This window comes from Pseudomonas caspiana (assembly GCF_040224095.2).
Classification (GTDB): domain Bacteria; phylum Pseudomonadota; class Gammaproteobacteria; order Pseudomonadales; family Pseudomonadaceae; genus Aquipseudomonas; species Aquipseudomonas caspiana.
The window spans coordinates 306,339-330,894 of sequence record NZ_CP167995.1 but is presented as its reverse complement, the minus strand read 5'-3'; the positions used below and the strand labels follow the sequence as shown (position 1 = coordinate 330,894).

At 54.8% G+C, this 24,556-nt stretch carries 35 protein-coding genes; 4 read left to right on the top strand and 31 right to left on the bottom strand.

What is annotated here, in order from left to right; genetic code table 11:
- The first annotated feature begins 185 nt into the window (after positions 1 to 185).
- The 3 genes from ABRP31_RS01580 to ABRP31_RS01570 are packed head-to-tail and all read left to right on the top strand — an operon-like array spanning position 186 to position 3,680.
- Complete coding sequence (locus tag ABRP31_RS01580; RefSeq protein WP_349972338.1) at positions 186 to 2,537, top strand: FdhF/YdeP family oxidoreductase; 2,352 nt, start codon at positions 186 to 188, stop codon at positions 2,535 to 2,537.
- 44 nt (positions 2,538 to 2,581) lie between these two features.
- Positions 2,582 to 3,175 (top strand): TetR family transcriptional regulator, encoded by a 594-nt coding sequence (locus tag ABRP31_RS01575; protein ID WP_349972337.1) that lies wholly within the window; start codon positions 2,582 to 2,584, stop codon positions 3,173 to 3,175.
- A gap of 25 nt (positions 3,176 to 3,200) precedes the next feature.
- A complete protein-coding gene (locus ABRP31_RS01570; RefSeq protein WP_122662344.1) occupies positions 3,201 to 3,680 on the top strand; it encodes a nuclear transport factor 2 family protein in 480 nt (159 codons plus the stop codon).
- A gap of 215 nt (positions 3,681 to 3,895) precedes the next feature.
- Here the strand turns inward: ABRP31_RS01570 and ABRP31_RS01565 are convergent, their stop codons facing one another.
- Together ABRP31_RS01565 and ABRP31_RS01560 are read right to left on the bottom strand one after the other, a co-directional pair.
- Entirely contained in the window at positions 3,896 to 4,432 is a 537-nt protein-coding gene (locus ABRP31_RS01565) for a single-stranded DNA-binding protein (RefSeq protein ID WP_032626487.1), read from the bottom strand.
- Between the two features lie 9 nt (positions 4,433 to 4,441).
- On the bottom strand, positions 4,442 to 5,836 hold the full coding sequence (locus ABRP31_RS01560; protein WP_349972336.1) for an MFS transporter: 1,395 nt from the start codon (positions 5,834 to 5,836) through the stop codon (positions 4,442 to 4,444).
- 190 nt (positions 5,837 to 6,026) lie between these two features.
- On the opposite strand from ABRP31_RS01560, the gene uvrA reads away from it, so the two are divergent.
- Positions 6,027 to 8,861 (top strand): excinuclease ABC subunit UvrA, encoded by a 2,835-nt coding sequence (gene uvrA / locus ABRP31_RS01555; RefSeq protein ID WP_349972335.1) that lies wholly within the window; start codon positions 6,027 to 6,029, stop codon positions 8,859 to 8,861.
- 80 nt (positions 8,862 to 8,941) lie between these two features.
- Here uvrA and bfr read toward each other — a convergent pair whose 3' ends face one another.
- From bfr to rplC, 29 genes are all read right to left on the bottom strand, one after another.
- Positions 8,942 to 9,406, bottom strand: coding sequence for a bacterioferritin (gene bfr, locus ABRP31_RS01550; protein WP_087267443.1), 465 nt, complete (start codon positions 9,404 to 9,406; stop codon positions 8,942 to 8,944).
- Positions 9,407 to 9,560: 154 nt separating this feature from the next.
- Complete coding sequence (locus ABRP31_RS01545; RefSeq protein WP_349972334.1) at positions 9,561 to 11,009, bottom strand: catalase; 1,449 nt, start codon at positions 11,007 to 11,009, stop codon at positions 9,561 to 9,563.
- Positions 11,010 to 11,190: 181 nt separating this feature from the next.
- Complete coding sequence (gene rplQ, locus ABRP31_RS01540; protein ID WP_008145500.1) at positions 11,191 to 11,577, bottom strand: 50S ribosomal protein L17; 387 nt, start codon at positions 11,575 to 11,577, stop codon at positions 11,191 to 11,193.
- 42 nt (positions 11,578 to 11,619) lie between these two features.
- Positions 11,620 to 12,621, bottom strand: coding sequence for a DNA-directed RNA polymerase subunit alpha (rpoA, locus tag ABRP31_RS01535; protein WP_003176403.1), 1,002 nt, complete (start codon positions 12,619 to 12,621; stop codon positions 11,620 to 11,622).
- 22 nt (positions 12,622 to 12,643) lie between these two features.
- Entirely contained in the window at positions 12,644 to 13,264 is a 621-nt protein-coding gene (gene rpsD / locus ABRP31_RS01530) for a 30S ribosomal protein S4 (protein WP_002555465.1), read from the bottom strand.
- Positions 13,265 to 13,282: 18 nt separating this feature from the next.
- On the bottom strand, positions 13,283 to 13,672 hold the full coding sequence (gene rpsK, locus ABRP31_RS01525; RefSeq protein ID WP_002555466.1) for a 30S ribosomal protein S11: 390 nt from the start codon (positions 13,670 to 13,672) through the stop codon (positions 13,283 to 13,285).
- Between the two features lie 30 nt (positions 13,673 to 13,702).
- Positions 13,703 to 14,059, bottom strand: coding sequence for a 30S ribosomal protein S13 (gene rpsM, locus ABRP31_RS01520; RefSeq protein WP_027898310.1), 357 nt, complete (start codon positions 14,057 to 14,059; stop codon positions 13,703 to 13,705).
- A gap of 130 nt (positions 14,060 to 14,189) precedes the next feature.
- Positions 14,190 to 14,306: a 50S ribosomal protein L36 gene (gene rpmJ, locus ABRP31_RS01515; protein WP_002555468.1), complete on the bottom strand. Its 117-nt coding sequence runs from the start codon at positions 14,304 to 14,306 to the stop codon at positions 14,190 to 14,192.
- A gap of 28 nt (positions 14,307 to 14,334) precedes the next feature.
- Positions 14,335 to 15,663: a preprotein translocase subunit SecY gene (gene secY, locus ABRP31_RS01510; RefSeq protein ID WP_027898309.1), complete on the bottom strand. Its 1,329-nt coding sequence runs from the start codon at positions 15,661 to 15,663 to the stop codon at positions 14,335 to 14,337.
- Positions 15,664 to 16,098 (bottom strand): 50S ribosomal protein L15, encoded by a 435-nt coding sequence (gene rplO, locus ABRP31_RS01505; RefSeq protein ID WP_027898308.1) that lies wholly within the window; start codon positions 16,096 to 16,098, stop codon positions 15,664 to 15,666.
- 3 nt (positions 16,099 to 16,101) lie between these two features.
- The gene (gene rpmD, locus ABRP31_RS01500) at positions 16,102 to 16,278 is read right to left on the bottom strand and encodes a 50S ribosomal protein L30 (protein WP_003186033.1); all 177 of its coding nucleotides are present in this window, start codon (positions 16,276 to 16,278) and stop codon (positions 16,102 to 16,104) included.
- A gap of 2 nt (positions 16,279 to 16,280) precedes the next feature.
- Positions 16,281 to 16,781 carry a 30S ribosomal protein S5 gene (gene rpsE / locus ABRP31_RS01495; protein ID WP_003186035.1) on the bottom strand — a complete coding sequence of 167 codons (501 nt, stop codon included), beginning with the start codon at positions 16,779 to 16,781 and terminating at the stop codon, positions 16,281 to 16,283.
- A 3-nt stretch (positions 16,782 to 16,784) separates the two neighbouring features.
- Positions 16,785 to 17,135 carry a 50S ribosomal protein L18 gene (gene rplR, locus ABRP31_RS01490; RefSeq protein WP_087267435.1) on the bottom strand — a complete coding sequence of 117 codons (351 nt, stop codon included), beginning with the start codon at positions 17,133 to 17,135 and terminating at the stop codon, positions 16,785 to 16,787.
- A gap of 10 nt (positions 17,136 to 17,145) precedes the next feature.
- Positions 17,146 to 17,679, bottom strand: coding sequence for a 50S ribosomal protein L6 (rplF, locus tag ABRP31_RS01485; RefSeq protein ID WP_027898306.1), 534 nt, complete (start codon positions 17,677 to 17,679; stop codon positions 17,146 to 17,148).
- Between the two features lie 12 nt (positions 17,680 to 17,691).
- Positions 17,692 to 18,084, bottom strand: coding sequence for a 30S ribosomal protein S8 (gene rpsH / locus ABRP31_RS01480; protein WP_027898305.1), 393 nt, complete (start codon positions 18,082 to 18,084; stop codon positions 17,692 to 17,694).
- A 213-nt stretch (positions 18,085 to 18,297) separates the two neighbouring features.
- Positions 18,298 to 18,603 carry a 30S ribosomal protein S14 gene (gene rpsN / locus ABRP31_RS01475; RefSeq protein WP_027898304.1) on the bottom strand — a complete coding sequence of 102 codons (306 nt, stop codon included), beginning with the start codon at positions 18,601 to 18,603 and terminating at the stop codon, positions 18,298 to 18,300.
- 13 nt (positions 18,604 to 18,616) lie between these two features.
- A complete protein-coding gene (gene rplE, locus ABRP31_RS01470) occupies positions 18,617 to 19,156 on the bottom strand; it encodes a 50S ribosomal protein L5 (RefSeq protein WP_004883677.1) in 540 nt (179 codons plus the stop codon).
- 20 nt (positions 19,157 to 19,176) lie between these two features.
- Positions 19,177 to 19,491, bottom strand: coding sequence for a 50S ribosomal protein L24 (rplX, locus tag ABRP31_RS01465; protein ID WP_002555478.1), 315 nt, complete (start codon positions 19,489 to 19,491; stop codon positions 19,177 to 19,179).
- Between the two features lie 11 nt (positions 19,492 to 19,502).
- Complete coding sequence (gene rplN, locus ABRP31_RS01460; protein ID WP_002555479.1) at positions 19,503 to 19,871, bottom strand: 50S ribosomal protein L14; 369 nt, start codon at positions 19,869 to 19,871, stop codon at positions 19,503 to 19,505.
- A gap of 23 nt (positions 19,872 to 19,894) precedes the next feature.
- A complete protein-coding gene (gene rpsQ, locus ABRP31_RS01455) occupies positions 19,895 to 20,161 on the bottom strand; it encodes a 30S ribosomal protein S17 (RefSeq protein WP_002555480.1) in 267 nt (88 codons plus the stop codon).
- Between the two features lie 2 nt (positions 20,162 to 20,163).
- Complete coding sequence (gene rpmC / locus ABRP31_RS01450) at positions 20,164 to 20,355, bottom strand: 50S ribosomal protein L29 (protein ID WP_002555481.1); 192 nt, start codon at positions 20,353 to 20,355, stop codon at positions 20,164 to 20,166.
- Complete coding sequence (gene rplP, locus ABRP31_RS01445) at positions 20,355 to 20,768, bottom strand: 50S ribosomal protein L16 (RefSeq protein WP_027898303.1); 414 nt, start codon at positions 20,766 to 20,768, stop codon at positions 20,355 to 20,357. The genes rpmC and rplP overlap by 1 nt, the downstream gene beginning before the upstream one ends.
- 12 nt (positions 20,769 to 20,780) lie before the next feature.
- Positions 20,781 to 21,467 carry a 30S ribosomal protein S3 gene (rpsC, locus tag ABRP31_RS01440; RefSeq protein WP_003176422.1) on the bottom strand — a complete coding sequence of 229 codons (687 nt, stop codon included), beginning with the start codon at positions 21,465 to 21,467 and terminating at the stop codon, positions 20,781 to 20,783.
- Positions 21,468 to 21,480: 13 nt separating this feature from the next.
- Entirely contained in the window at positions 21,481 to 21,813 is a 333-nt protein-coding gene (gene rplV, locus ABRP31_RS01435) for a 50S ribosomal protein L22 (RefSeq protein WP_002555485.1), read from the bottom strand.
- Between the two features lie 13 nt (positions 21,814 to 21,826).
- The gene (gene rpsS, locus ABRP31_RS01430) at positions 21,827 to 22,102 is read right to left on the bottom strand and encodes a 30S ribosomal protein S19 (RefSeq protein ID WP_002555486.1); all 276 of its coding nucleotides are present in this window, start codon (positions 22,100 to 22,102) and stop codon (positions 21,827 to 21,829) included.
- Between the two features lie 16 nt (positions 22,103 to 22,118).
- On the bottom strand, positions 22,119 to 22,943 hold the full coding sequence (gene rplB, locus ABRP31_RS01425) for a 50S ribosomal protein L2 (RefSeq protein WP_003317104.1): 825 nt from the start codon (positions 22,941 to 22,943) through the stop codon (positions 22,119 to 22,121).
- 14 nt (positions 22,944 to 22,957) lie between these two features.
- A complete protein-coding gene (rplW, locus tag ABRP31_RS01420; RefSeq protein ID WP_002555488.1) occupies positions 22,958 to 23,257 on the bottom strand; it encodes a 50S ribosomal protein L23 in 300 nt (99 codons plus the stop codon).
- Positions 23,254 to 23,856 carry a 50S ribosomal protein L4 gene (rplD, locus tag ABRP31_RS01415; protein ID WP_020290705.1) on the bottom strand — a complete coding sequence of 201 codons (603 nt, stop codon included), beginning with the start codon at positions 23,854 to 23,856 and terminating at the stop codon, positions 23,254 to 23,256. The genes rplW and rplD overlap by 4 nt, the downstream gene beginning before the upstream one ends.
- A 12-nt stretch (positions 23,857 to 23,868) precedes the next feature.
- Entirely contained in the window at positions 23,869 to 24,504 is a 636-nt protein-coding gene (gene rplC, locus ABRP31_RS01410) for a 50S ribosomal protein L3 (RefSeq protein ID WP_027898301.1), read from the bottom strand.
- Between the last annotated feature and the right edge of the window lie 52 nt (positions 24,505 to 24,556).

The following is a 24,556-nucleotide window of genomic DNA, read 5'->3' as shown; positions in this document are numbered from 1 at the left end:
TCCTTGATGATCAGGGCTCTCTTTATCAGGCAATAGGAACTGATTCATATACGGCGGACAAGTTCGGTTTTCGCCTGTCAATCCCATGACAACCACTGGAGAAAGCACAGCGAACCTTCCACAGGCCCCCACGTCAGAGTTGCATAAGACGTTCAGCGCGGCTGTTCGGCAAGAGGAATACCCTGATGCTCATCCATCCCCGGACACGCTATAAACCCTACAAAATGGCAGCAGGAGGTTGGGGCTCTGCCATATCGGTCATGCGTATTCTCTGGCGTGAACAGACACTGCTCAAGGCGGCGGGGGCACTGACCCGGCAAAACAAGCAAGGCGGCTTTGCCTGTGTCAGCTGTGCGTGGGCCAAACCCGGCAAACCCCACGCGCTGGAGTTCTGCGAGAACGGAGCGAAAGCCACAGCCTGGGAATTAACCTCGCTGAAAACCGGCCCTGATTTCTTTGCCCGCCACTCAGTCACAGAGCTGCTTCAACTGCCCGACTACGACCTCGAGCAGCATGGCCGCCTGACCCACCCGATGCGCTATGACCCCGAAACTGACCGTTACCGTGAAACCACCTGGGAGCAGGCTTACCGCGAGATAGGCGCTCAGCTAAAACAACTGGACCCGGACAGCGTCGCGTTTTATGCCTCAGGGCGTGCCTCCCTTGAGACCTCCTTCATCTACCAGATCTTCGCCAGAGCTTACGGGACAAACAACCTGCCAGACAGCTCCAACATGTGCCACGAAAGCACATCGGTGGGCTTGCAGGAAAGCATTGGCGTCCCCGTAGGCACTGTTACGCTTGAGGACTTCAAGCAGACCGATTGCATCTTTTTCTTTGGGCAGAATGTAGGCAGCAACAGCCCGCGCATGCTCCATGATCTGCAAGAAGCACGCAGTCGAAATGTGCCAATCATCACGTTCAATCCCATCCGGGAAAGGGGACTGGAACGCTTCGTCAATCCTCAATCACCACTCCAGATGCTGGGTCCGGATTCGACAGTCATCAGCACCCAATACCATCAGGTAGCGATAGGCGGTGACATTGCAGCCGTCATGGGCATAGCCAAGGCATTGCTGGAAATCGACAAGACCGCACTGATCAAGGGCGAGCCGCCAGTGATCGATCAAGCGTTCATCGGCCAACATACCGAAGGCTTCGCCGACTTTGTTAATGCGGTACGTCATTGCGAATGGGACACCCTGACGGAACGCTCAGGGCTCAGTCGTGGAGCCATGGAGGCGGCGGCGACAGTCTACGCCGCCAGCGAGCGGGCAATAATTGTTTACGGCATGGGTATCACGCAACACCGTAAAGGGGTTGAAGCCGTACAGATGCTGGTCAATCTGCTGATGCTGCGCGGCAACATCGGCAAGCCCGGTGCGGGTATCTGCCCGGTGCGGGGTCATTCCAACGTGCAAGGTCAGCGTACCGTCGGCATCACTGAAGACCCAGGCAAGGTGCCTGTGGATAAAATTGAGACGTTGTTCAGGTTTCAGGTTCCGAAAAACAAAGGGCGTGCGACCGTGGAAACCTGTGAAGGCATCCTTGATGGCAGCGTGCGCGGTTTCATTGGTCTGGGCGGTAATTTTCTCCGGGCGATTCCCGATACCTCACGCATGGAACCTGCCTGGAAAAATCTGCATCTGAGCGTACAAATTGCCACCAAGCTCAACCGCACCCATCTGGTTACGGCGAAAAACAGTTGGCTGCTGCCATGCCTGGGCAAGATTGAAATCGACCGCCAGAACGGGCACGAACAAAGTTATAGCACCGAAGACAGTACCGGCTGCATTCATGGCTGGAAAGGCACCAACGAACCGATCGGCGAACAATTGCGCGCCGAAACCTCGATCATTGCTGGCCTGGCGCAAGCGACACTGACAGGAACCGAGCACATAGACTGGAATGCCTGGCGCAGTGACTACAGGGAGATTCGCAAAGCCATCGCGACGGTGTACCCGGAAATTTTCCATGACATGGAAACCCGAATGTGGCAAACCGGTGGTTTTCACAAACCCATCCCGGCCATTCAGCGTGAATGGAAAACCGAGAGCGGGCGTGCCCATTTCATCACGCCACAATCGCTGGATGAAGACAGTGACGTCAGCCCGGGATCTGATTGCCGTGATGTTCTGCAACTGATGACGCTACGCAGCAACGACCAATTCAACACTACGATCTACGGCTATGAAGATCGCTTTCGAGGCGTCAGCGGTATACGTTCGGTGATCTTCATGAATCGTAACGACATCGTGCGGCTCGGCTTCACCGCAGGTGACTGGGTGTTGCTAAAGACTGCGGTGGAACCGGAAACACCGCGAGAAGCCGGGCCGATGCAAATCATCGCTTACGACATTCCCGAAGGCTGCAGCGCGGCGTATTACCCGGAATGTAATCCGTTAGTGCCGCTTTGGCACTACGCGGAACGTAGCAAGGTGCCCGCCGCCAAATCTATTCCAATTACCCTTAGCCGCGCAGAGCCAGATTCTGCACAACGCAAACGAGCGATCCCGAAAACGGATCAGGTGGTTTAAGCGATACGATTGACAGGGTAGAACGATCGTTCTACTCTTTGATCATGAACAAGACATCGACTACAGCTTTGCAGGACAAAATCCTGCAAACCGCCGAGCAACTGATCTACACCAACGGAATACATGCCATGGGCATGGACTTGCTGGTGCGTACTTCCGGCGTGGCACGCAAAAGCATCTACCGATATTACGCGACCAAAGAAGACGTGGCCGTGAACGCATTGAGCGCGCGCGATGTTCGCTGGATGCATTGGTTTCGCACTGAGACCGCTAAGGCCACAAGCCCTGAAGCGCGAATTCTTGAAATGTTTACGGTGCTCAAGGGCTGGTTTGAATCGGAAGGCTTCCGTGGCTGCGCATTTATCAATACGGCGGGTGAGATCGGCGACGCTGAAGATCCAATCCGGCAGTTGGCAAAAATTCACAAGCAGAAGCTTTTTGACTACACGCTGGAGCTGTCCCTGCAATTGAACATCGAGCAGCCCGAAGCGCTGGCCAAACAACTGCTGATCCTGATCGACGGCGCTATCACCCTCGCCCTGGTGATGGGCGACCACAGTGCCGCTGACAGCGCCCGCGACATGGCGCAATTACTCATGAAGTCTGCCCTGAAAAATCCTGCTCCGCCTGCAAACTGATCATCTACTGTTCGGAGGTTTTGCCATGTCATCCAGCACTGAAACCCGCCCGCCTTTGCCGCCCTTTACTCGGGAGTCTGCAATCCAGAAAGTCCGTCTGGCCGAGGATGGCTGGAATGGTCGCGATCCCGAAAAAGTCGCATTGGCCTACACACTGGACACCAAATGGCGCAACCGCGCGGAATTCGCGACCAACCGCGAGGAAGCCAAAGCCTTCCTGACCCGCAAATGGGCCAAAGAGCTGGATTATCGGTTGATCAAAGAATTGTGGGCTTTCACCGATAACCGTATCGCCGTGCGCTACGCCTACGAATGGCACGACGACTCAGGCAACTGGTTCCGCTCGTATGGCAACGAGAACTGGGAGTTCGACGCAAACGGCCTGATGGCCAACCGCTTCGCCTGCATCAACGACATGCCGATCAAAGAGTCAGAGCGCAAGTTTCACTGGCCGCTGGGACGGCGTCCGGATGATCATCCGGGGTTGTCGGAGCTGGGGTTGTAACAGAAAGCTCCGTTGCCCATGGCACCGCGCTGACTCTCCGCAAACATTGGACGTGTAGGAGCTGCCGAAGGCTGCGAAGCCGTTATGCTGAGACACCGCAATCGCAGCCTTCGGCAGCTCCTACAAGGTGCAATCTGTCATACGCACGCCCAACAAAAAGCCCGCAGCGAATGAACGCTGCGGGCTTTTTCGTTTAGCCGGATGAAGCAAGTTGGCTAGAACGGGATATCGTCATCAAAGCTGTCGAAATCGGCGGCCGGCTGTGGCGCTTGTTGCTGTGGAGCCGGACGGGATTCGCGTTGTGGCTGCTGCTGTGGCGCGGACTGTTGTGGACGCGACTGCTGAGGACGTGGAGCGGAGTTTTGATAACCACCGCCACCTTGGCCTTGAGGAGCACCGTCGTTTTGTGGACGGCCGCCCAGCAGTTGCATGGTGCCTTGCATGTCTACGACGATTTCAGTCGTGTAACGCTTGATACCGTCTTTTTCCCACTCGCGGGTCTGCAGCTTGCCTTCGATGTACACCTGGGAACCCTTGCGCAGGTATTCGCCAGCGATTTCGGCAACTTTGCCGAACATCGACACACGGTGCCATTCGGTCTTTTCGACTTTCTGACCGGTCTGTTTGTCAGTCCACTGTTCGCTGGTTGCCAGACTCAGGTTGGTCACGGCATTACCGTTAGGCAGGTAGCGAACTTCGGGATCCTGGCCGCATGTGCCGACCAATATAACTTTGTTAACCCCACGGGCCATAACGTTCTCCTAGGCTTCGCACGCTTGGGTCGATGGGTTGACCATCCGTTCCAGAGACGCGCGATCCAATAGTTTTGTATCCAATTTGATATAGATGGCTGCCTCTTCGGCAACCACCACTGCATCCGTTACGCCTTCCACGGCCTTGAGTCTGTCTGCCAGGCCCGCATCACGCAGGGCTTCAGGCGACAAGGGCAAACGCAGGCTCGTCACGTAAGGCGGTTCACGCATGGTCACTGCAACCGCTAGCCAGATGGCGGCCATCGCAGCACCACCAAGGAACACCACGTCGAGCCCGCCATGCTGGAACAACCAGCCGCCGAGTATCCCACCTGCGGCCGAACCAAGGAACTGGCTGGTGGAATAAACCCCCATCGCCGTACCTTTTCCGCCAGCCGGTGATACTTTGCTGATTAACGACGGCAAAGACGCTTCCAGCAGGTTGAACGCGACGAAGAATACCACTGTCCCGATGACCAGTGCTCGTAACGTGTCTCCAAACTCCCAGAAGAATAGTTCAGTGAGCATCAATACGGTGACTGCACCGATGAGCACACGTTTCATCTGACGTTTTTTCTCACCATAAATGATGAAGGGAATCATTGCGAAAAATGAGATCAGCAGCGCCGTAAGGTAGACCCACCAGTGCTCTTCCTTGGGCAAACCGGCTTTTGTCACCAGCGCCAGCGGCAAGGCCACGAAGCTTGACATGAGCATCGCATGCAACACGAAGATACCCAAATCCAGTCGAAGAAGATCCGGGTGGCGCAAGGTCGGCCCTAAAGCCTGACGTGCAACACCCGATTCACGGTGCTGCAGCGTGCCGGTATTTTTGGGCACCACAAAAGCGACGATCAAAATCCCCAGCAAAGCCATTGCGCCAGTGGCGAGGAACAAGCCGGACAAGCCGAACGCGCTAGTCAGTATTGGCCCTACAACCATAGCAACCGCAAACGACAGGCCAATGGTCATGCCGATCATGGCCATGGCCTTGGTACGGTGTTGTTCGCGCGTCAGGTCCGAAAGTAGCGCCATAACCGCTGCGGAGATCGCACCGGCACCCTGCAGGATGCGTCCGGCGATGATGCCCCATATCGAATCCGCACTCGCTGCCAGTACGCTGCCCAAGGCGAAAATGATCAAACCAAAATAGATAACCGGACGCCGCCCGATGCGGTCGGAAATAATTCCGAAGGGAATCTGCAGGAACGCCTGAGTCAGGCCATAAGCGCCGATTGCGAGACCGATCAGCGCCGGGCTCGCCCCAGCCAGGTCCATGCCATAGGTCGCCAGCACCGGCAGGACCATGAACATGCCGAGCATGCGAAAAGCAAACACCAGCGCAAGACCGCCTGCCGCGCGGGTCTCGCCGCCGCTCATTCGCTCGCTGTAGGGATCGTGCATGGAAAAACCTCGTGTGAACCGGCGGCGATTCTACCAGTCCCATCGATTGACGGGGTATATCGCGACGCTATGACACGCCTAGATGACACAGTCTTCATTTAAGGTGAGGACAGCTGACTAGATAGTGTGCATCCATCCAGTATTTGTCCGTATACTCCTACGTTTTCGACGCCCGCCGTGCGAGGCCATTTTGGACAAGATCCTGATTCGTGGGGCCCGAACCCACAACCTGAAAAACATTGACCTGACACTGCCACGCGACAAGCTGATCGTCATCACCGGGTTGTCCGGTTCTGGCAAATCATCGCTGGCGTTTGACACGCTGTACGCTGAAGGGCAACGGCGCTACGTCGAATCGCTGTCCGCGTATGCCCGGCAATTCCTTTCCATGATGGAAAAGCCGGACGTCGACACCATCGAAGGTCTGTCGCCGGCAATTTCCATCGAGCAAAAATCGACATCCCACAACCCGCGCTCAACCGTAGGCACTATCACCGAGATCTACGACTACCTGCGTCTGCTTTATGCACGCGTTGGTCAGCCTCGTTGCCCGGATCACGACATTCCGCTGGAAGCGCAAACCGTCAGCCAGATGGTTGACCTGGTGATGGCGCAACCTGAGGGCAGCAAATTGATGCTGCTGGCCCCGGTGATTCGCGAGCGCAAGGGCGAGCACTTGTCAGTGTTCGAAGAGCTGCGCGCACAAGGCTTCGTCCGCGCTCGGGTAGATGGCCGTTTGTGCGAACTCGATGAACTGCCAAAACTGGATAAGCAGAAGAAGCACTCCATCGATGTCGTTGTCGATCGCTTCAAGGTGCGTGCGGATCTGCAACAGCGTCTGGCAGAGTCCTTTGAGACTGCGCTGAAACTGGCTGACGGTATCGCCTGGGTAGCGCCAATGGATGACGAACCCGGCGAAGAGATGATTTTCTCCGCCCGCTTCGCCTGCCCGATCTGTGGTCACGCCATCAGCGAGCTGGAACCCAAACTGTTTTCCTTCAACAACCCCGCTGGTGCATGTCCGACGTGCGACGGTCTGGGCGTGAAGCAGTTTTTCGATATCAAGCGTCTGGTAAACGCCGAATTGACTCTGGCCGAAGGCGCGATACGCGGCTGGGACAGGCGCAACGTGTATTACTTCCAGATGCTCGGCTCGTTAGCCAAGCATTACGATTTCAGTCTGGAAGTGCCGTTCAAGGAACTGCCCAGCGACATTCAGAAAACCCTGCTAAACGGCAGTGGCTCGCAGAATGTCGACTTCCGCTATCTCAACGATCGTGGAGACATCGTCAAACGTGCTCACCCGTTCGAAGGCATCGTGCCCAACCTCGAACGTCGTTATCGGGAAACCGAATCGGCGACCGTGCGCGAAGAGCTGGCCAAGTTTCTCGGCACGCAGCCCTGCCCGGATTGCCGCGGGACACGCTTGCGTCGCGAGGCTCGCCACGTATGGGTTGGCGAGAAGACACTGCCTGCCGTTACGAACATGCCAATCGGTGATGCAACCGATTATTTCGGTGAGCTGAAGCTGACGGGACGTCGTGGTGAAATCGCTGACAAGATTCTTAAAGAGATTCGCGAGCGTCTCGAGTTCCTGGTTAACGTCGGTCTTGATTACCTGACGCTTGATCGCAGCGCTGACACGCTCTCGGGTGGTGAAGCCCAGCGTATCCGTTTGGCCAGTCAGATTGGTGCGGGGCTCGTCGGTGTGATGTACATCCTCGATGAACCTTCGATTGGCCTGCACCAGCGGGACAATGACCGGTTGCTGGGCACGCTCAAGCACCTGCGTGACATCGGCAATACGGTGATCGTGGTCGAGCATGACGAAGATGCGATTCGCCTCGCAGACTATGTGGTGGATATCGGTCCGGGCGCTGGCGTGCATGGTGGGCACATCGTTGCCGAGGGAACGCCGGATGAGGTCATGTCGCACCCCGACTCACTCACCGGCAAGTATCTTTCCGGCCGGGTGAAGATCGCAGTGCCAGCCAAACGTACGCCGCGTAACAAGAAGCTGTCACTGACCCTCAAGGGTGCTCGCGGCAACAACTTGCGTAACGTTGACCTGGAAATCCCGATCGGCCTGCTGACCTGTGTGACTGGTGTTTCGGGTTCAGGCAAGTCAACGCTGATCAACAACACACTGTTCCCGCTCAGCGCAACCGCACTGAACGGCGCGACGACGCTGGAAGCTGCGACCCACGACAGCATCAAAGGCCTGGAGCATCTGGACAAGGTCGTCGACATCGATCAAAGCCCGATTGGCCGTACGCCTCGCTCCAACCCGGCAACTTACACCGGTCTGTTCACGCCGATTCGCGAGCTGTTCTCCGGGGTACCAGAGTCGCGCTCCCGCGGATACGGACCAGGGCGCTTCTCTTTCAACGTCAAAGGCGGTCGTTGTGAGGCGTGTCAGGGCGATGGCCTGATCAAGGTTGAGATGCACTTCCTGCCGGACATCTACGTGCCGTGCGATGTGTGCAAGAGCAAGCGTTACAACCGCGAAACCCTTGAGATCAAATACAAGGGCAAGAGCATCCATGAAGTATTAGAGATGACCATCGAGGAAGCACGTGAGTTCTTCGATGCGGTTCCAGCTCTCGCGCGAAAACTACAGACCTTGATGGATGTGGGACTTTCCTACATCAAGCTGGGTCAGTCGGCTACGACGCTGTCCGGCGGCGAGGCTCAACGGGTGAAGCTTTCCCGTGAGCTGTCCAAGCGCGACACCGGCAAAACGCTGTACATCCTTGACGAGCCGACCACAGGTCTGCACTTCGCGGATATTCAGCAGTTGCTGGATGTACTGCATCGTCTGCGCGATCACGGCAATACGGTAGTCGTCATTGAGCACAACCTGGACGTGATCAAGACTGCTGACTGGCTGGTGGATCTCGGCCCGGAAGGCGGTTCAAAAGGCGGTCAAATCATTGCGGTCGGTACACCAGAGCAAGTGTCTCAAATGGAGCAATCCTATACAGGCCACTATCTCAAACCACTGCTATTGCGCGACAAAGCCTGACATTACCTGATCGTTAGAACGAAAAAGCCCCTGTCACATGAAGTGCAGGGGCTTTTTTGCGGCTTGCCTTGGCGGCGAAATCAATACTGCGATTGCAGGTAGTTTTCCAGGCCGATGGTCTTGATCAGACCCAGCTGTTTTTCCAGCCAATAGGTGTGATCTTCTTCGGTATCGTTCAACTGAACACGCAGGATTTCGCGCGTCACGTAATCCTTGTGCAACTCGCAGAGCTCAATACCCTTGCACAGTGCAGCACGCACTTTGTACTCAAGGCGCAGATCTGCAGCGAACATCTCAGGGACAGTAGTGCCGACATCCAGATCGTCCGGACGCATGCGCGGAGTACCTTCGAGCATCAAGATACGACGCATCAGAGCATCGGCGTGCTGTGCCTCTTCTTCCATTTCGTGATTGATACGCTCATAGAGCTTGGTGAAGCCCCAGTCTTCGTACATACGCGAATGAACGAAATATTGGTCACGCGCTGCCAATTCGCCCACCAGCAGCGTATTGAGATAATCGATTACTTCCGGGTGGCCTAGCATCGCCCACGTCTCCTGCTTGAAAGTGCGTAGTCTGAACCAACCGCTTGCGAAGGTCACTGCCAATAGTGATAAAAAGCGACAAAAAGCAGTGAAAAACAGGTGATCAGATACGAAAAACCGCCCAAATGAGGGCGGTTCCGTTTATCACTTAGACTTACATCAGCGATACGCCCAGCGCTTTAGCAATACCTTCGCCATAAGCGGCATCCGCCTTGTAGAAATGCTGCAACTGACGCTGAACCACATCGTTGGAAACACCTGCCATTGTGCCGGCAATGTTGTTGATCAGCAGCGCTTTCTGGTCAGCGCTCATAAGGTTGAACAACTTGCCCGCCTGGCTGTAGTAGTCGCCATCCTCACGGTGATCATAGCGATCAGCCGCCCCGCTGAGGGCCAAGGCCGGCTCAGCGTAGTGTGGAGCCTGCTTCGGTGCGTCTGAATAGCTGTTGGGCTCGTAGTTCGGCCCTGAACCACCGTTAGTACCGAAAGCCATCGCGCCATCACGCTGATAGCTGTGAACAGGATTCTTCGGTGCATTGATCGGCAAGTGCTGGTGGTTTGTTCCCACACGGTAGCGATGCGCATCAGCGTAAGCAAAAACGCGCCCCTGCAGCATGCGATCCGGAGACAAGCCAACACCTGGGACCATATTGCTCGGGCCGAACGCTGCTTGCTCTACTTCAGCGAAGTAGTTAAGCGGATTGCGGTTGAGTTCAATCTCTCCAACTTCAATCAGTGGATATTCTTTTTGCGACCACGTTTTGGTCACGTCGAAAGGATTCTCGTGATGAGCCGCTGCCTGGGCTTCAGTCATCAACTGAATGCAGACGGTCCACTTCGGGAAATCACCTTTTTCGATGGCGATGAACAAGTCACGCTGAGCGTAATCCGGGTCGGTCCCGGCAATACGTGCAGCATCGGCAGGCGTGAGGTTTTTGATGCCTTGCTGGGTCTTGTAGTGCCATTTAACCCAGTGACGCTCACCAGCAGCGCTAATCAGGCTGTAGGTGTGGCTGCCAAAACCATGCATGTGTCGATAGCCATCCGGGATGCCACGATCCGAGAACAAGATCGTTACCTGATGCAGCGCCTCTGGGGAATGGGACCAGAAGTCCCACATCATCTGGGCATTTTTCAGGTTTGTTTGAGGCTGACGCTTCTGAGTGTGAATGAAGTCCGGGAACTTCAGTGGATCACGGATGAAAAACACCGGCGTGTTATTACCCACGATGTCCCAGTTGCCTTCTTCTGTGTAGAACTTCAAAGCAAAGCCACGCGGGTCGCGCTCAGTGTCAGCCGAGCCGCGCTCGCCGCCGACAGTGGAGAACCGCAGAAAGATCGGGGTTTGTTTACCTACAGTGTCGAACAGGTTGGCGCTGGTGTATTGGGTGATGTCACGGCTGACAGTGAAAGTGCCGTGAGCGCCCGAGCCTTTAGCGTGTACGCGACGCTCAGGGATGTTCTCCCGGTTGAAATGGGCAAGCTTCTCGATCAGATGAAAATCGTCGAGCAGCAACGGGCCACGAGGACCGGCGGAACGGGAGTTCTGGTTATCAGCTACAGGTGCGCCGCTGGCGGTGGTAAGAGTCTTGGACTGGCTCATTAATAATTTCCTCTGGCATAAACGACCGGCTAATCGGCATGGCAGGGATTATTGTCCAGATTTGTTACATGGCAAAGTTTATTAAATCTTGGGTAACGATAGATATACCTAATACGAAATCAGGGACTGTAAAAACAAAAAACCGGGCACTAGGCCCGGTTCCTTGTTTCAGACTGACGTCTTACTCAGCGGATACAGCTTCGCCGCCAGCAGGACGATCAACAAGCTCGACATACGCCATAGGAGCGTTGTCGCCAGTGCGGAAACCGCACTTCAGGATGCGCAGGTAGCCACCCTCGCGGGTTGCATAACGCTTGCCCAGATCGTTGAACAGCTTACCAACGATTGCTTTCGAACGAGTACGGTCGAAAGCCAGACGGCGGTTAGCCAGGCTGTCTGTTTTAGCCAAAGTGATCAGCGGCTCAGCAACGCGACGCAGTTCTTTAGCTTTCGGCAATGTAGTTTTGATCAGCTCGTGCTCGAACAGCGACACCGCCATGTTTTGGAACATGGCCTTACGGTGGGAGCTAGTCCGGCTCAGGTGACGACCACTTTTACGATGACGCATGGTTCATTCCTTACCAAACACAACGTTCGGTGATTACGACGATCAGGCAGTCGCCTTGTCGTCCTTCTTAAGACTTGCCGGCGGCCAGTTGTCGAGGCGCATGCCGAGGGACAGACCACGGGAGGCCAAAACGTCCTTGATTTCAGTCAAGGATTTCTTGCCAAGGTTTGGAGTCTTCAACAGTTCTACTTCGGTACGCTGAATCAGGTCGCCGATGTAGTAAATGTTCTCCGCCTTGAGGCAGTTGGCCGAACGTACAGTCAGTTCCAAATCGTCAACCGGACGGAGCAGGATCGGATCGATCTCGTCTTCCTGTTCGATTACCACTGGTTCGCTGTCACCTTTGAGGTCGACGAACGCAGCCAACTGCTGTTGCAGAATGGTTGCAGCGCGGCGGATAGCCTCTTCAGGATCCAGAGTACCGTTGGTTTCCAGATCAATAACCAGCTTGTCCAGGTTAGTACGCTGCTCGACACGGGCGTTTTCCACCACGTATGCGATACGGCGAACCGGGCTGAACGAAGAGTCAAGCTGCAAGCGACCAATGCTGCGGCTTTCGTCTTCATCGCTCTGACGCGAGTCTGCCGGCTCATAACCACGACCACGAGCTACGGTGAGCTTCATGTTCAGGGCGCCGTTAGACGCCAGGTTAGCGATTACGTGATCGGGGTTAACGATCTCGACATCATGATCCAGCTGAATATCGGCAGCGGTAACCACCCCCGAACCCTTCTTCGACAAGGTCAGCGTAACTTCGTCTCGACCGTGCAGCTTGATAGCCAGACCTTTAAGGTTCAACAGGATTTCAATTACATCTTCCTGTACACCTTCGATGGCGCTGTACTCATGGAGTACACCGTCAATCTCGGCCTCGACTACTGCACAGCCGGGCATGGAGGACAACAGGATGCGGCGCAGCGCGTTGCCCAGGGTATGGCCGAAACCACGCTCGAGAGGCTCGAGAGTGATCTTGGCGCGGGTTGGACTGACAACCTGCACATCAATGTGGCGGGGTGTCAGGAACTCATTTACCGAAATCTGCATGGATGCACCTATTTTCTAGCCCTTACTTGGAGTAGAGCTCGACAATCAGGCTTTCGTTGATGTCGGCGGATAGATCACTGCGAGCTGGAACGTTCTTGAAAACGCCCGATTTCTTCTCAGTGTCTACTTCTACCCATTCTACGCGGCCACGTTGGGCACACAGATCGAGAGCCTGGACGATGCGCAGTTGGTTCTTCGCTTTCTCGCGGATAGCTACCACGTCACCAGCACGAACCTGATACGACGGAACGTTAACGGTTTTGCCGTTTACGCTGACCGACTTGTGCGAAACCAGTTGACGGGATTCAGCACGAGTCGAGCCGAAGCCCATACGGTATACAACGTTATCCAGACGGCATTCGAGCAGTTGCAGCAGGTTCTCACCAGTAGCGCCTTTCTTGCCGGCAGCTTCTTTGTAGTAACCGCTGAATTGACGCTCGAGTACGCCGTAAATACGACGAACTTTTTGTTTCTCACGCAGCTGGGTGCCGTAGTCGGACTGACGGCCACGGCGCTGGCCGTGGATACCTGGAGCTGCTTCGATGTTGCACTTGGATTCGATCGCACGAACGCCGCTCTTCAGAAAGAGGTCGGTGCCTTCACGACGAGCAAGTTTGCATTTTGGACCAATGTAACGAGCCATTTTCTACAATCTCCTGGATTACACGCGGCGCTTCTTCGGCGGACGGCACCCGTTGTGCGGGATTGGCGTCACGTCGGTGATGCTGGCGATCTTATAGCCACAGCCGTTCAAAGCACGGACAGCAGACTCACGACCTGGACCTGGACCTTTGACGTTAACGTCGAGGTTCTTCAGACCATATTCCAGCGCAGCTTGACCAGCACGTTCAGCAGCTACCTGAGCAGCGAACGGCGTGGACTTGCGTGAACCGCGGAAACCCGAACCGCCGGAGGTAGCCCAGGAAAGCGCGTTACCTTGACGATCGGTGATGGTGACGATTGTGTTGTTAAAAGAAGCGTGGATGTGGGCGATGCCATCAACCACCGTCTTTTTAACTTTTTTACGAGGACGAGCAGCAGGTTTTGCCATGACTAAATTCCTGTCGTTGCGCTGGTGCGATTACTTGCGGATCGGCTTACGCGGACCTTTGCGAGTACGCGCGTTAGTCTTGGTACGCTGACCGCGTACTGGAAGACCACGACGATGGCGCAGACCGCGGTAGCAGCCCAGATCCATCAAGCGCTTGATTTTCATGTTGATTTCGCGACGCAGGTCACCTTCAGTGGTGAACTTCGCCACTTCGCCACGCAGTAGTTCAATCTGCTCGTCGCTCAGATCTTTAATCTTTGCCGCTGGGTTAACCCCAGTGGTTGCACAGATTTTATGTGCAGTGGTGCGACCAACACCATAGATGTAGGTCAGCGAGATAACAGTATGCTTGTTATCTGGAATGTTAACGCCTGCAATACGGGCCATTCAGTGGGACTCCAATTGACAGCTACCTACGCCCCGGAAGCCAAGAAATAGGGCGCGAGATAATATCGCTGTAATAACAAATAATCAACCCAGCAGCGCACTAGCTGCTGGGCTTAAGCACAGATCACACTCAGCCTTGGCGCTGTTTGTGACGTGGTTCCGCGCTGCAAATTACTCGAACAACACCTTCGCGGCGAATAATCTTGCAGTTACGGCACAGCTTTTTCACCGATGCACGAACTTTCATTACCAGCTCCTCGAACCTTATGGGTACCTCAGCGCAACATGCCGCTGCCGTAGCCCTTCAGGTTGGCTTTCTTCATCAGGGATTCGTACTGGTGCGAAACGAGGTGCGATTGTACTTGGGACATGAAGTCCATCACAACCACTACCACGATCAGCAACGAGGTCCCGCCAAGGTAGAACGGTACGTTTGCTGCAACCACCAGAAACTGGGGCAACAGACATACGGCCGTCATATATAGAGCACCGAACATGGTCAAGCGAGTCAGAACGCCATCGATATAGCGTGCAGACTGCTCACCTGGACGGATGCCCGGAATAAAGGCACCGGACTTCTTCAGGTTTTCCGCTACGTCTTTCGGATTGAACATCAACGCCGTATAGAAGAAGCAGAAGAAAATAATCCCTGCACTAAACAGCAGAATATTCAACGGCTGACCAGGAGCGATCGACTGCGAGATGTCCTGCAACCAGCCCATACCTTCAGACTGGCCGAACCAGGCACCCAACGACGCTGGAAACAGCAAAATGCTGCTTGCGAAAATAGCTGGAATAACACCAGCCATGTTCACTTTCAGCGGCAAGTGGCTAGTCTGCGCAGCGAAGACCTTACGGCCCTGCTGACGCTTGGCGTAATGAACAGCAATACGACGCTGACCACGCTCAATGAACACCACAAAACCGATAATCGCTACTGCCAGCAAACCGATAGCAACCAGGGCAAAGATATTGATATCACCCATGCGAGCAGACTCGAAAGACTGCCCAATCGCTCTCGGAAGACCGGCGACGATACCTGCGAAGATCAACATCGAGATACCGTTACCAACACCGCGCTCGGTAATCTGCTCGCCTAGCCACATCATGAACATCGCACCAGCCACAAAGGTGGTGACAGCAACGAAGTGGAAGCCGATATCTGCAGAGAACGCGACGCCCTGACCGGCCAGGCCAACGGACATGCCGATAGCTTGAACCAAGGCCAGGACAACGGTGCCGTAGCGGGTGTACTGGCTGATCTTGCGACGGCCAGCTTCCCCTTCCTTCTTCAACTGCTCCAGCTGGGGGCTGACGGCTGTCATCAATTGCATGATGATCGATGCCGAAATGTACGGCATGATCCCCAGTGCAAAAATACTCATCCGCTCCAGCGCACCGCCGGAAAACATGTTGAACAAGCTAAGAATGGTCCCCTCATTCTGTCGAAACAGGTCTGCGAGTCGCTCCGGGTTAATACCTGGAACCGGGATGTGTGCGCCTATTCGGTAGACGATAATCGCCAAGAACAGAAAACGCAGACGAGCCCAGAGTTCAGACATACCGCCTTTGCCGAGCGCAGAGAGAGCACCTTGCTTAGCCATTTATTCCTCGAACTTGCCGCCAGCTGCTTCGATAGCCGCACGCGCACCTTTGGTGGCTGCGATACCTTTGATGGTGACAGCGCGATTAACTTCACCGGACAGCATGATTTTCACACGCTGTACGTTTTGGTTGATCACGTTGGCATCCTTCAGGGACTGCACAGTTACAACGTCGCCTTCCACTTTAGCCAGCTCGGACAGACGCACTTCTGCGCGGTCCATGGCCTTCAGGGAAACGAAGCCGAATTTTGGCAGACGACGATGCAGCGGCTGTTGGCCGCCTTCAAAGCCCGGAGCAATAGTGCCACCGGAGCGGGAGGTCTGACCTTTGTGACCACGGCCACCAGTCTTACCCAAACCGCTACCGATACCACGGCCCGGACGATGCTTTTCGCGACGGGAGCCCGGCGCTGGACTCAGATCATTGAGTTTCATCGATTAACCCTCGACTCGCAGCATGTAGTAAGCCTTGTTGATCATCCCGCGATTCTCGGGAGTATCCAGCACTTCTACAGTGTGACCGATGCGACGCAGACCCAGACCTTTAACACACAGTTTGTGGTTAGGAATGCGACCGGTCATGCTTTTGATCAGCGTTACTTTAACGGTAGCCATGATCAGAAGATCTCCTTGACACTTTTGCCACGCTTGGCAGCAATAGACTCAGGAGATTGCATAGCCTTCAAACCCTTGAAAGTGGCGTGAACCACGTTTACCGGGTTAGTCGAGCCATAGCACTTGGCCAATACGTTCTGAACACCAGCAACTTCCAACACTGCGCGCATAGCGCCGCCAGCGATGATACCGGTACCTTCAGAAGCAGGCTGCATGTACACCTTCGAAGCGCCATGAGCAGACTTCATTGCGTACTGCAGAGTAGTGCCATTCAGATCAACCTGGATCATGTTGCGGCGAGCAGCTTCCATCGCCTTCTGGATCGCAGCAGGCACTTCACGTGACTTGCCACGGCCAAAACCAACACGCCCTTTACCATCACCAACCACGGTCAACGCGGTGAAAGTGAAGATACGGCCGCCTTTTACAGTCTTTGCAACGCGGTTAACTTGAACCAGCTTCTCAATGTAGCCTTCGTCGCGTTTTTGGTCGTTATTTGACATAACTTAGAACTCCAGCCCGCCTTCACGAGCAGCATCAGCCAGCGCCTTGACGCGGCCGTGGTACTTGAAGCCAGAACGGTCGAAAGCCACTTGCGATACACCGGCGGCTTTCGCACGCGCAGCGACCAGCTGGCCAACCTTAGTGGCCGCGTCGATGTTGCCAGTGGCACCATCACGCAGTTCTTTGTCCAAAGTCGAGGCGCTCGCCAAGACTTTGCTGCCGTCGGCCGAAATGACCTGGGCATAAATGTGCTGCGAAGAGCGGTGCACGCAGAGACGCACGACTTCTAGCTCGTGCATTTTCAGGCGTGCTTTGCGAGCGCGACGCAGTCGGGTAACTTTTTTGACGGTCATTTGCTATGCCCTACTTCTTCTTGGCTTCTTTACGGCGGACGACTTCGTCTGCGTAACGCACACCTTTGCCTTTGTACGGCTCAGGACGGCGGAAGTCGCGGATCTCAGCGGCCACTTGACCAACCAACTGCTTGTCGATACCTCGAATGAAGATATCGGTCTGGTTGGGAGTCTCAGCGGTGATGCCTTCCGGCAGGTCGTAATCCACTGGGTGCGAGAAGCCAAGAGCCAGGTTCAGCACTGTGCCTTTTGCTTGCGCTTTGTAACCAACACCGACCAGCTGGAGCTTACGCTCGAAGCCTTGGCTTACGCCTTGGACCATGTTGTTAACCAGTGCACGAGTGGTGCCGGCCATTGCGCGAGTTTGCTGATCGCCATTGCGAGCAGCGAAACGCAGCTCACCAGCTTCTTCAACAATCTCAACGGACGAATGGATATTCAGATCTAGAGTGCCCTTGGCACCCTTCACCGAAAGCTGCTGGCCGACGAGCTTAACTTCGACGCCTGCTGGCAACTTAACGGGGTTCTTAGCTACGCGTGACATGCTTATCCCCCCTTAGAACACTGTGCAGAGCACTTCGCCGCCGACACCGGCAGCGCGCGCAGCACGATCCGTCATCACACCCTTGCTGGTGGAGACGATAGACACACCGAGACCGCCACGAACTTTTGGCAGATCATCGACGGACTTGTACTGACGCAGGCCTGGACGGCTTACGCGCTTCACTTCTTCGATGACTGGACGGCCTTCGAAGTATTTCAGCTCGATAGACAACAGCGGCTTTGTTTCGCTGCTGATCTGATAACCCGCAATGTAACCTTCGTCCTTAAGGACTTTAGCTACAGCAACCTTCACTGTGGAAGATGGCATGCTTACGACGGGCTTTTCAGCCATCTGGGCATTACGGATACGAGTTAGCATGTCCGCTAACGGGTCCTGCATACTCATGGGCTAGACGCTCCTAATACAAAATAATTAGCCTTGCGGCTACAGCTTATCGCCGAGAATTCCGGGCAAATGAAAAACACGGGCTCAGGCGAGCCGGCAATTCTAGGCGCACCCCGGAAATGAATCAAGCCCCAATAGGGGCTTGATTCAAATTCAGGCTTGATTCCGACCAATCGCTTGCACGACCAGCCGGAATTTTGCGTGAAAGGCGTATTACCAGCTGGCTTTAACCAGACCTGGTACATCACCACGCATTGCAGCTTCACGCAGCTTGTTACGGCCAAGGCCGAACTTGCGGTAAACGCCGTGCGGACGACCAGTGATGCGGCAGCGGTTACGCATGCGCGAAGCGCTTGCATCACGTGGCTGCTTTTGCAGCGCTACTGTAGCTTCCCAACGCGCTTCTGGACTTGCGTTCAGATCAACGATGATTGCTTTGAGCGCTGCACGCTTAGTGGCGTACTTGGCAACGGTGAGCTGACGCTTCAGCTCACGGTTCTTCATGCTCTTCTTGGCCATTTTCCTACTCCAATCAGTTGCGGAACGGGAATTTGAAAGCACGCAGCAGAGCGCGGCCTTCATCATCGTTCTTGGCAGTGGTGGTCAGGGTAATGTCCAGACCGCGGAGAGCATCGATCTTGTCGTAATCGATTTCCGGGAAAATGATCTGCTCTTTTACGCCCATGCTGTAGTTACCACGACCATCGAAGGACTTGGCATTCAGGCCGCGGAAGTCGCGAACCCGAGGCAGGGAGATCGACAGCAGACGATCCAGGAATTCATACATACGATCGCGGCGCAGAGTCACTTTGACACCGATCGGCCAACCTTCACGGACTTTAAAGCCAGCGATGGATTTCCGAGCGTAAGTCACAACGACTTTTTGACCGGTGATCTTTTCCAGGTCAGCAACAGCGTGCTCGATGACTTTTTTGTCGCCGATCGCTTCGCCCAGACCCATGTTCAGGGTGATTTTGGTAACGCGCGGAACTTCCATCACGTTCGCGAGCTTAAGTTCTTCCTTAAGCTTCGGAGCGATTTCCTTCCGGTAAATCTCTTTTAGTCGTGCCATGGTCTTCTACCTAGCAGTGTTCAAGCATCAACCGCTTTTTGGGTCGACTTGAAGACACGAATTTTCTTGCCATCTTCAACTTTGAAACCAACGCGGTCAGCCTTGTTGGTTGCACCATTGAAAATAGCGACGTTAGAAGCGTGCAGTGGCGCTTCTTTCTCGACGATACCGCCCTGTACGCCCGACATCGGGTTTGGCTTGGTATGACGCTTAACCAGGTTGATCCCACCAACGACCAAACGGTCGTCAGCGAGAACCTTGAGCACCTTACCGCGCTTACCTTTGTCTTTGCCGGCGATCACGATGATCTCGTCGTCACGACGAATCTTTTGCATGTCGGATCTCCTTACAGCACTTCTGGGGCGAGCGAGACGATCTTCATGAACTTCTCAGTACGAAGTTCACGGGTCACTGGCCCAAAGATACGGGTGCCGATCGGCTCTTGCTTGTTGTTCAAAAGAACAGCAGCGTTGCCATCAAAGCGGATGATGGAGCCGTCAGCACGACGAACGCCATGGCGAGTGCGGACTACAACAGCAGTCATCACTTGGCCTTTTTTCACCTTACCGCGAGGAATTGCTTCCTTGACGGTAACTTTGATGATGTCACCGATACCAGCGTAACGACGATGGGAGCCACCCAGCACCTTGATGCACATAACGCGGCGTGCGCCGCTGTTATCGGCCACATCGAGCATGGATTGAGTCTGAATCATATAATTTCTCCGACCCCTAGTCCTTAGACTTCCACAGCGCGTTCGAGAATATCAACCAGTGCCCAAGACTTGGTCTTGGCTACAGGACGAGTTTCACGAATCGTGACTTTGTCGCCGATGTGGCATTGATTGGTTTCGTCGTGCGCGTGCAGCTTAGTCGAACGCTTAACGTATTTACCGTAGATCGGGTGCTTAACGCGACGCTCGATCAGAACGGTGATGGTCTTGTCCATCTTGTCGCTGACAACACGGCCAGTCAGCGTACGGACGGTTTTTTCGGCTTCAGCCATGATTACTTACCTGCCTGCTGGTTGAGCACAGTCTTCACGCGAGCGATGTCACGCTTAACTTGCGAGAGCAGGTGAGACTGCCCCAACTGGCCAGTTGCTTTCTGCATACGCAGATTGAACTGGTCGCGCAGCAGGCCGAGCAGTTGCTCGTTCAGCTGCTGTGCTGATTTTTCACGAAGTTCATTCGCTTTCATCACATCACCGTCCGTTTAACAAAGGAGGTGGCGAGCGGCAGCTTTGCAGCAGCCAGGGCGAAAGCCTCACGCGCCAGCTCTTCAGAAACACCCTCGATTTCATACAGGACTTTGCCTGGCTGAATCTGGGCAACCCAGTACTCCACGTTACCCTTACCTTTACCCATACGAACTTCGAGGGGCTTTTTGGTTACAGGCTTGTCCGGGAATACACGGATCCAGATTTTACCGCCACGCTTAACGTGACGGGTCAGTGCACGACGCGCTGACTCAATCTGACGAGCAGTGAGACGACCACGAGCAACAGACTTCAGCGCATATTCGCCGAAGCTGACTTTGCTACCGCGCAATGCCAGGCCACGGTTGTGACCAGTCATCTGCTTGCGGAACTTCGTACGCTTTGGTTGCAACATTTGGCGTACCCCTTACTTAGCAGCTTTTTTACGAGGCGCAGGTGCTTGTGGTTTCAGTTCTTCTTGGCGACCACCAATTACTTCGCCTTTGAAGATCCAAACCTTTACACCGATCACACCGTAAGTGGTGTGAGCTTCGTAGTTGGCATAGTCGATGTCGGCACGCAGGGTGTGCAAAGGCACACGACCTTCGCGATACCATTCAGTACGTGCGATTTCAGCACCGCCGAGACGACCGCTCACTTGGATTTTGATGCCTTTGGCACCAATGCGCATGGCGTTCTGTACAGCGCGCTTCATAGCGCGACGGAACATAACGCGACGCTCCAGCTGCTGAGCTACGCTCTGCGCAACCAACATACCGTCGAGCTCCGGCTTGCGGATTTCTTCGATATTGATGTGCACAGGCACACCCATTTGTTTGGTCAGGTCCTGACGCAGCTTCTCAACATCTTCACCTTTCTTCCCGATAACGATACCAGGACGAGCGGTGTGAATGGTGATGCGTGCTGTCTGAGCCGGACGATGGATATCGATACGGCTTACGGACGCGCTTTTTAATTTGTCTTGGAGATACTCACGCACTTTCAGATCAGCGAACAAGTAGTCCGCATAAGTCCGACCGTCTGCGTACCAGACGGAGGTGTGCTCCTTGACGATTCCCAGGCGAATGCCAATGGGATGTACTTTCTGACCCATCTCTTCGACTCCGTTACTTGTCAGCAACCTTGACAGTGATATGGCAAGACCGCTTGACGATGCGATCAGCACGGCCTTTGGCACGTGGCATGATGCGCTTCAGCGAACGCCCTTCGTTGACGAAAACGGTGGAGACCTTGAGGTCATCAACGTCTGCGCCTTCGTTATGCTCGGCGTTGGCTACAGCCGACTCCAGCACTTTCTTCAGGATCTCGGCAGCTTTCTTACTACTGAAAGCCAACAGGTTGAGCGCTTCGCCCACCTTCTTCCCGCGGATCTGGTCGGCGACCAAGCGGGCTTTCTGGGCGGAGATTCGAGCGCCCGACAACTTAGCGGCTACTTCCATCGTTCCTTACCCCTTAACGCTTGGCTTTCTTGTCTGCCACGTGCCCACGATAAGTGCGGGTACCGGCAAACTCGCCTAGTTTATGGCCGACCATGTCTTCGTTCACGAGAACTGGAACATGCTGACGACCGTTATGCACAGCAATGGTCAAACCGACCATTTGTGGCAGGATCATCGAACGACGCGACCAGGTTTTCACCGGTTTGCGATCATTCTTTTCCGCCGCCACTTCGATCTTCTTCAGTAGGTGAAGATCAATAAAAGGACCTTTTTTCAGAGAACGTGGCACTGTCGTATCCCTCTATTTACTTGCGACGACGGACGATCATTTTGTCGGTACGCTTATTACCACGAGTCTTCGCGCCCTTAGTCGGGAAGCCCCACGGCGATACCGGATGACGACCACCAGAGGTACGACCTTCACCACCACCATGTGGGTGATCAACCGGGTTCATGGCAACACCACGAACGGTTGGGCGAACGCCACGCCAGCGCTTAGCACCAGCTTTACCCAAGGAACGCAGGCTATGCTCGGAGTTCGAGACTTCGCCCAACGTTGCACGGCACTCGGAAAGCACTTTGCGCATTTCACCGGAACGCAGACGCAGGGTCACGTAGACACCTTCACGAGCGATCAGCTGAGCCGAAGCACCAGCGGAACGAGCGATCTGTGCACCTTTACCCGGCTTCAATTCGATACCGTGAACGGTGCTACCAACTGGAATGTTGCGCAGTTGAAGAGCGTTACCCGGCTTGATTGGAGCCAAAGCGCCCGCAATCAGCTGATCGCCAGCACTCACGCCTTTAGGGGCGATGATGTAGCGACGCTCGCCGTCTGCGTAGAGCAGCAATGCGATGTGAGCAGTACGGTTTGGATCGTATTCGATACGCTCGACAGTGGCAGCGATGCCATCTTTGTCGTTGCGACGGAAGTCGACCAGACGATAATGCTGCTTATGACCGCCACCGATATGACGGGTAGTAATACGGCCATTGTTGTTACGACCACCAGACTTCGATTTTTTCTCGAGCAGCGGTGCGTGAGGAGCGCCTTTATGCAGCTCCTGGTTGACCACCTTGACCACAAAACGGCGGCCAGGGGAAGTCGGTTTGCATTTAACGATTGCCATGATGCACCCCTTCCTTACTCAGCACTGCTGCTGAAATCGAGATCTTGGCCTGGCTGAAGGGAGATAACTGCCTTCTTCCAGTCATTACGCTTGCCCAGACCGCGAGCAGTGCGCTTGCTCTTACCCAGAACATTCAGGGTAGTAACACGCTCTACTTTCACGCTGAACAGGCTTTCGACGGCCTTCTTGATTTCCAGCTTGGTTGCGTCAGTAGCAACCTTGAAAACGAACTGACCTTTTTTGTCTGCAAGAACCGTAGCCTTTTCGGAAACGTGCGGGCCAAGCAGAACTTTAAATACGCGTTCCTGGTTCATCCCAGCAGCTCCTCGAATTTCTTCACGGCCGACACAGTGATCAACACTTTGTCGTATGCGATCAGACTAACTGGATCGGAACCTTGTACATCACGCACATCAACGTGCGGCAGGTTGCGAGCAGCCAGGTACAGATTCTGGTCAACAGCGTCAGACACGATCAGGACGTCAGTCAGGCCCATGCCAGTCAGCTTGTTCAGCAGATCTTTGGTTTTCGGTGCTTCAACAGCGAAGTCCTGAACCACGACCAGACGATCAGTGCGAACCAGTTCAGCAAGGATGGAGCGCAAAGCTGCGCGATACATCTTCTTGTTGAGCTTCTGAGAGTGATCCTGAGGACGTGCTGCGAAAGTGGTACCACCGCCGCGCCAGATCGGGCTACGAATAGTACCGGCACGAGCACGGCCAGTACCCTTCTGACGCCATGGGCGCTTACCGCCACCACGAACATCGGAACGGGTCTTTTGCTGCTTGGTGCCCTGACGACCGCCAGCCATGTAGGCTACGACTGCCTGGTGTACCAGTGTCTCGTTGAACTCGCCGCCAAATGTCAGTTCGGAAACTTCGATTGCTTGAGCGTCATTTACATTTAATTGCATGTCAGCTTCCCCTTAACCGCGAGCCTTGGCTGCTGGACGTACAACCAGGTTGCCGCCAGTAGCGCCAGGAACAGCGCCCTTGACCAACAACAGATTGCGTTCAGCGTCCACGCGCACTACTTCCAGGGACTGCACGGTCACGCGCTCAGCGCCCATATGACCGGACATTTTTTTGCCCTTGAATACACGACCAGGAGTCTGGCACTGGCCGATAGAGCCTGGGACGCGGTGGGATACGGAGTTACCGTGGGTGTTATCTTGCCCGCGGAAATTCCAACGCTTGATCGTACCCTGGAAGCCTTTACCCTTGGACTGACCGGTTACATCAACCAGTTGACCAGCAGCGAAGATTTCAGCGTTGATCAGGTCGCCTGCTTGGTACTCGCCTTCTTCAAGACGGAATTCCATGACGGCACGACCAGCGGCAACGTTCGCTTTAGCGAAGTGGCCAGCTTGAGCAGCTGTAACACGCGAAGCACGACGCTCGCCGACAGTGACTTGCACTGCACGATAGCCATCGGTCTCTTCAGTTTTGAACTGGGTGACGCGATTCGGCTCGATCTCAATGACCGTAACCGGAATGGAGACACCTTCTTCGGTGAAAATACGGGTCATACCGCATTTACGACCGACTACACCAATAGTCATGTTGTAAACCTCATGAGTGTACGGGGCTTTCACCCGCTATGGCCGCCCATTT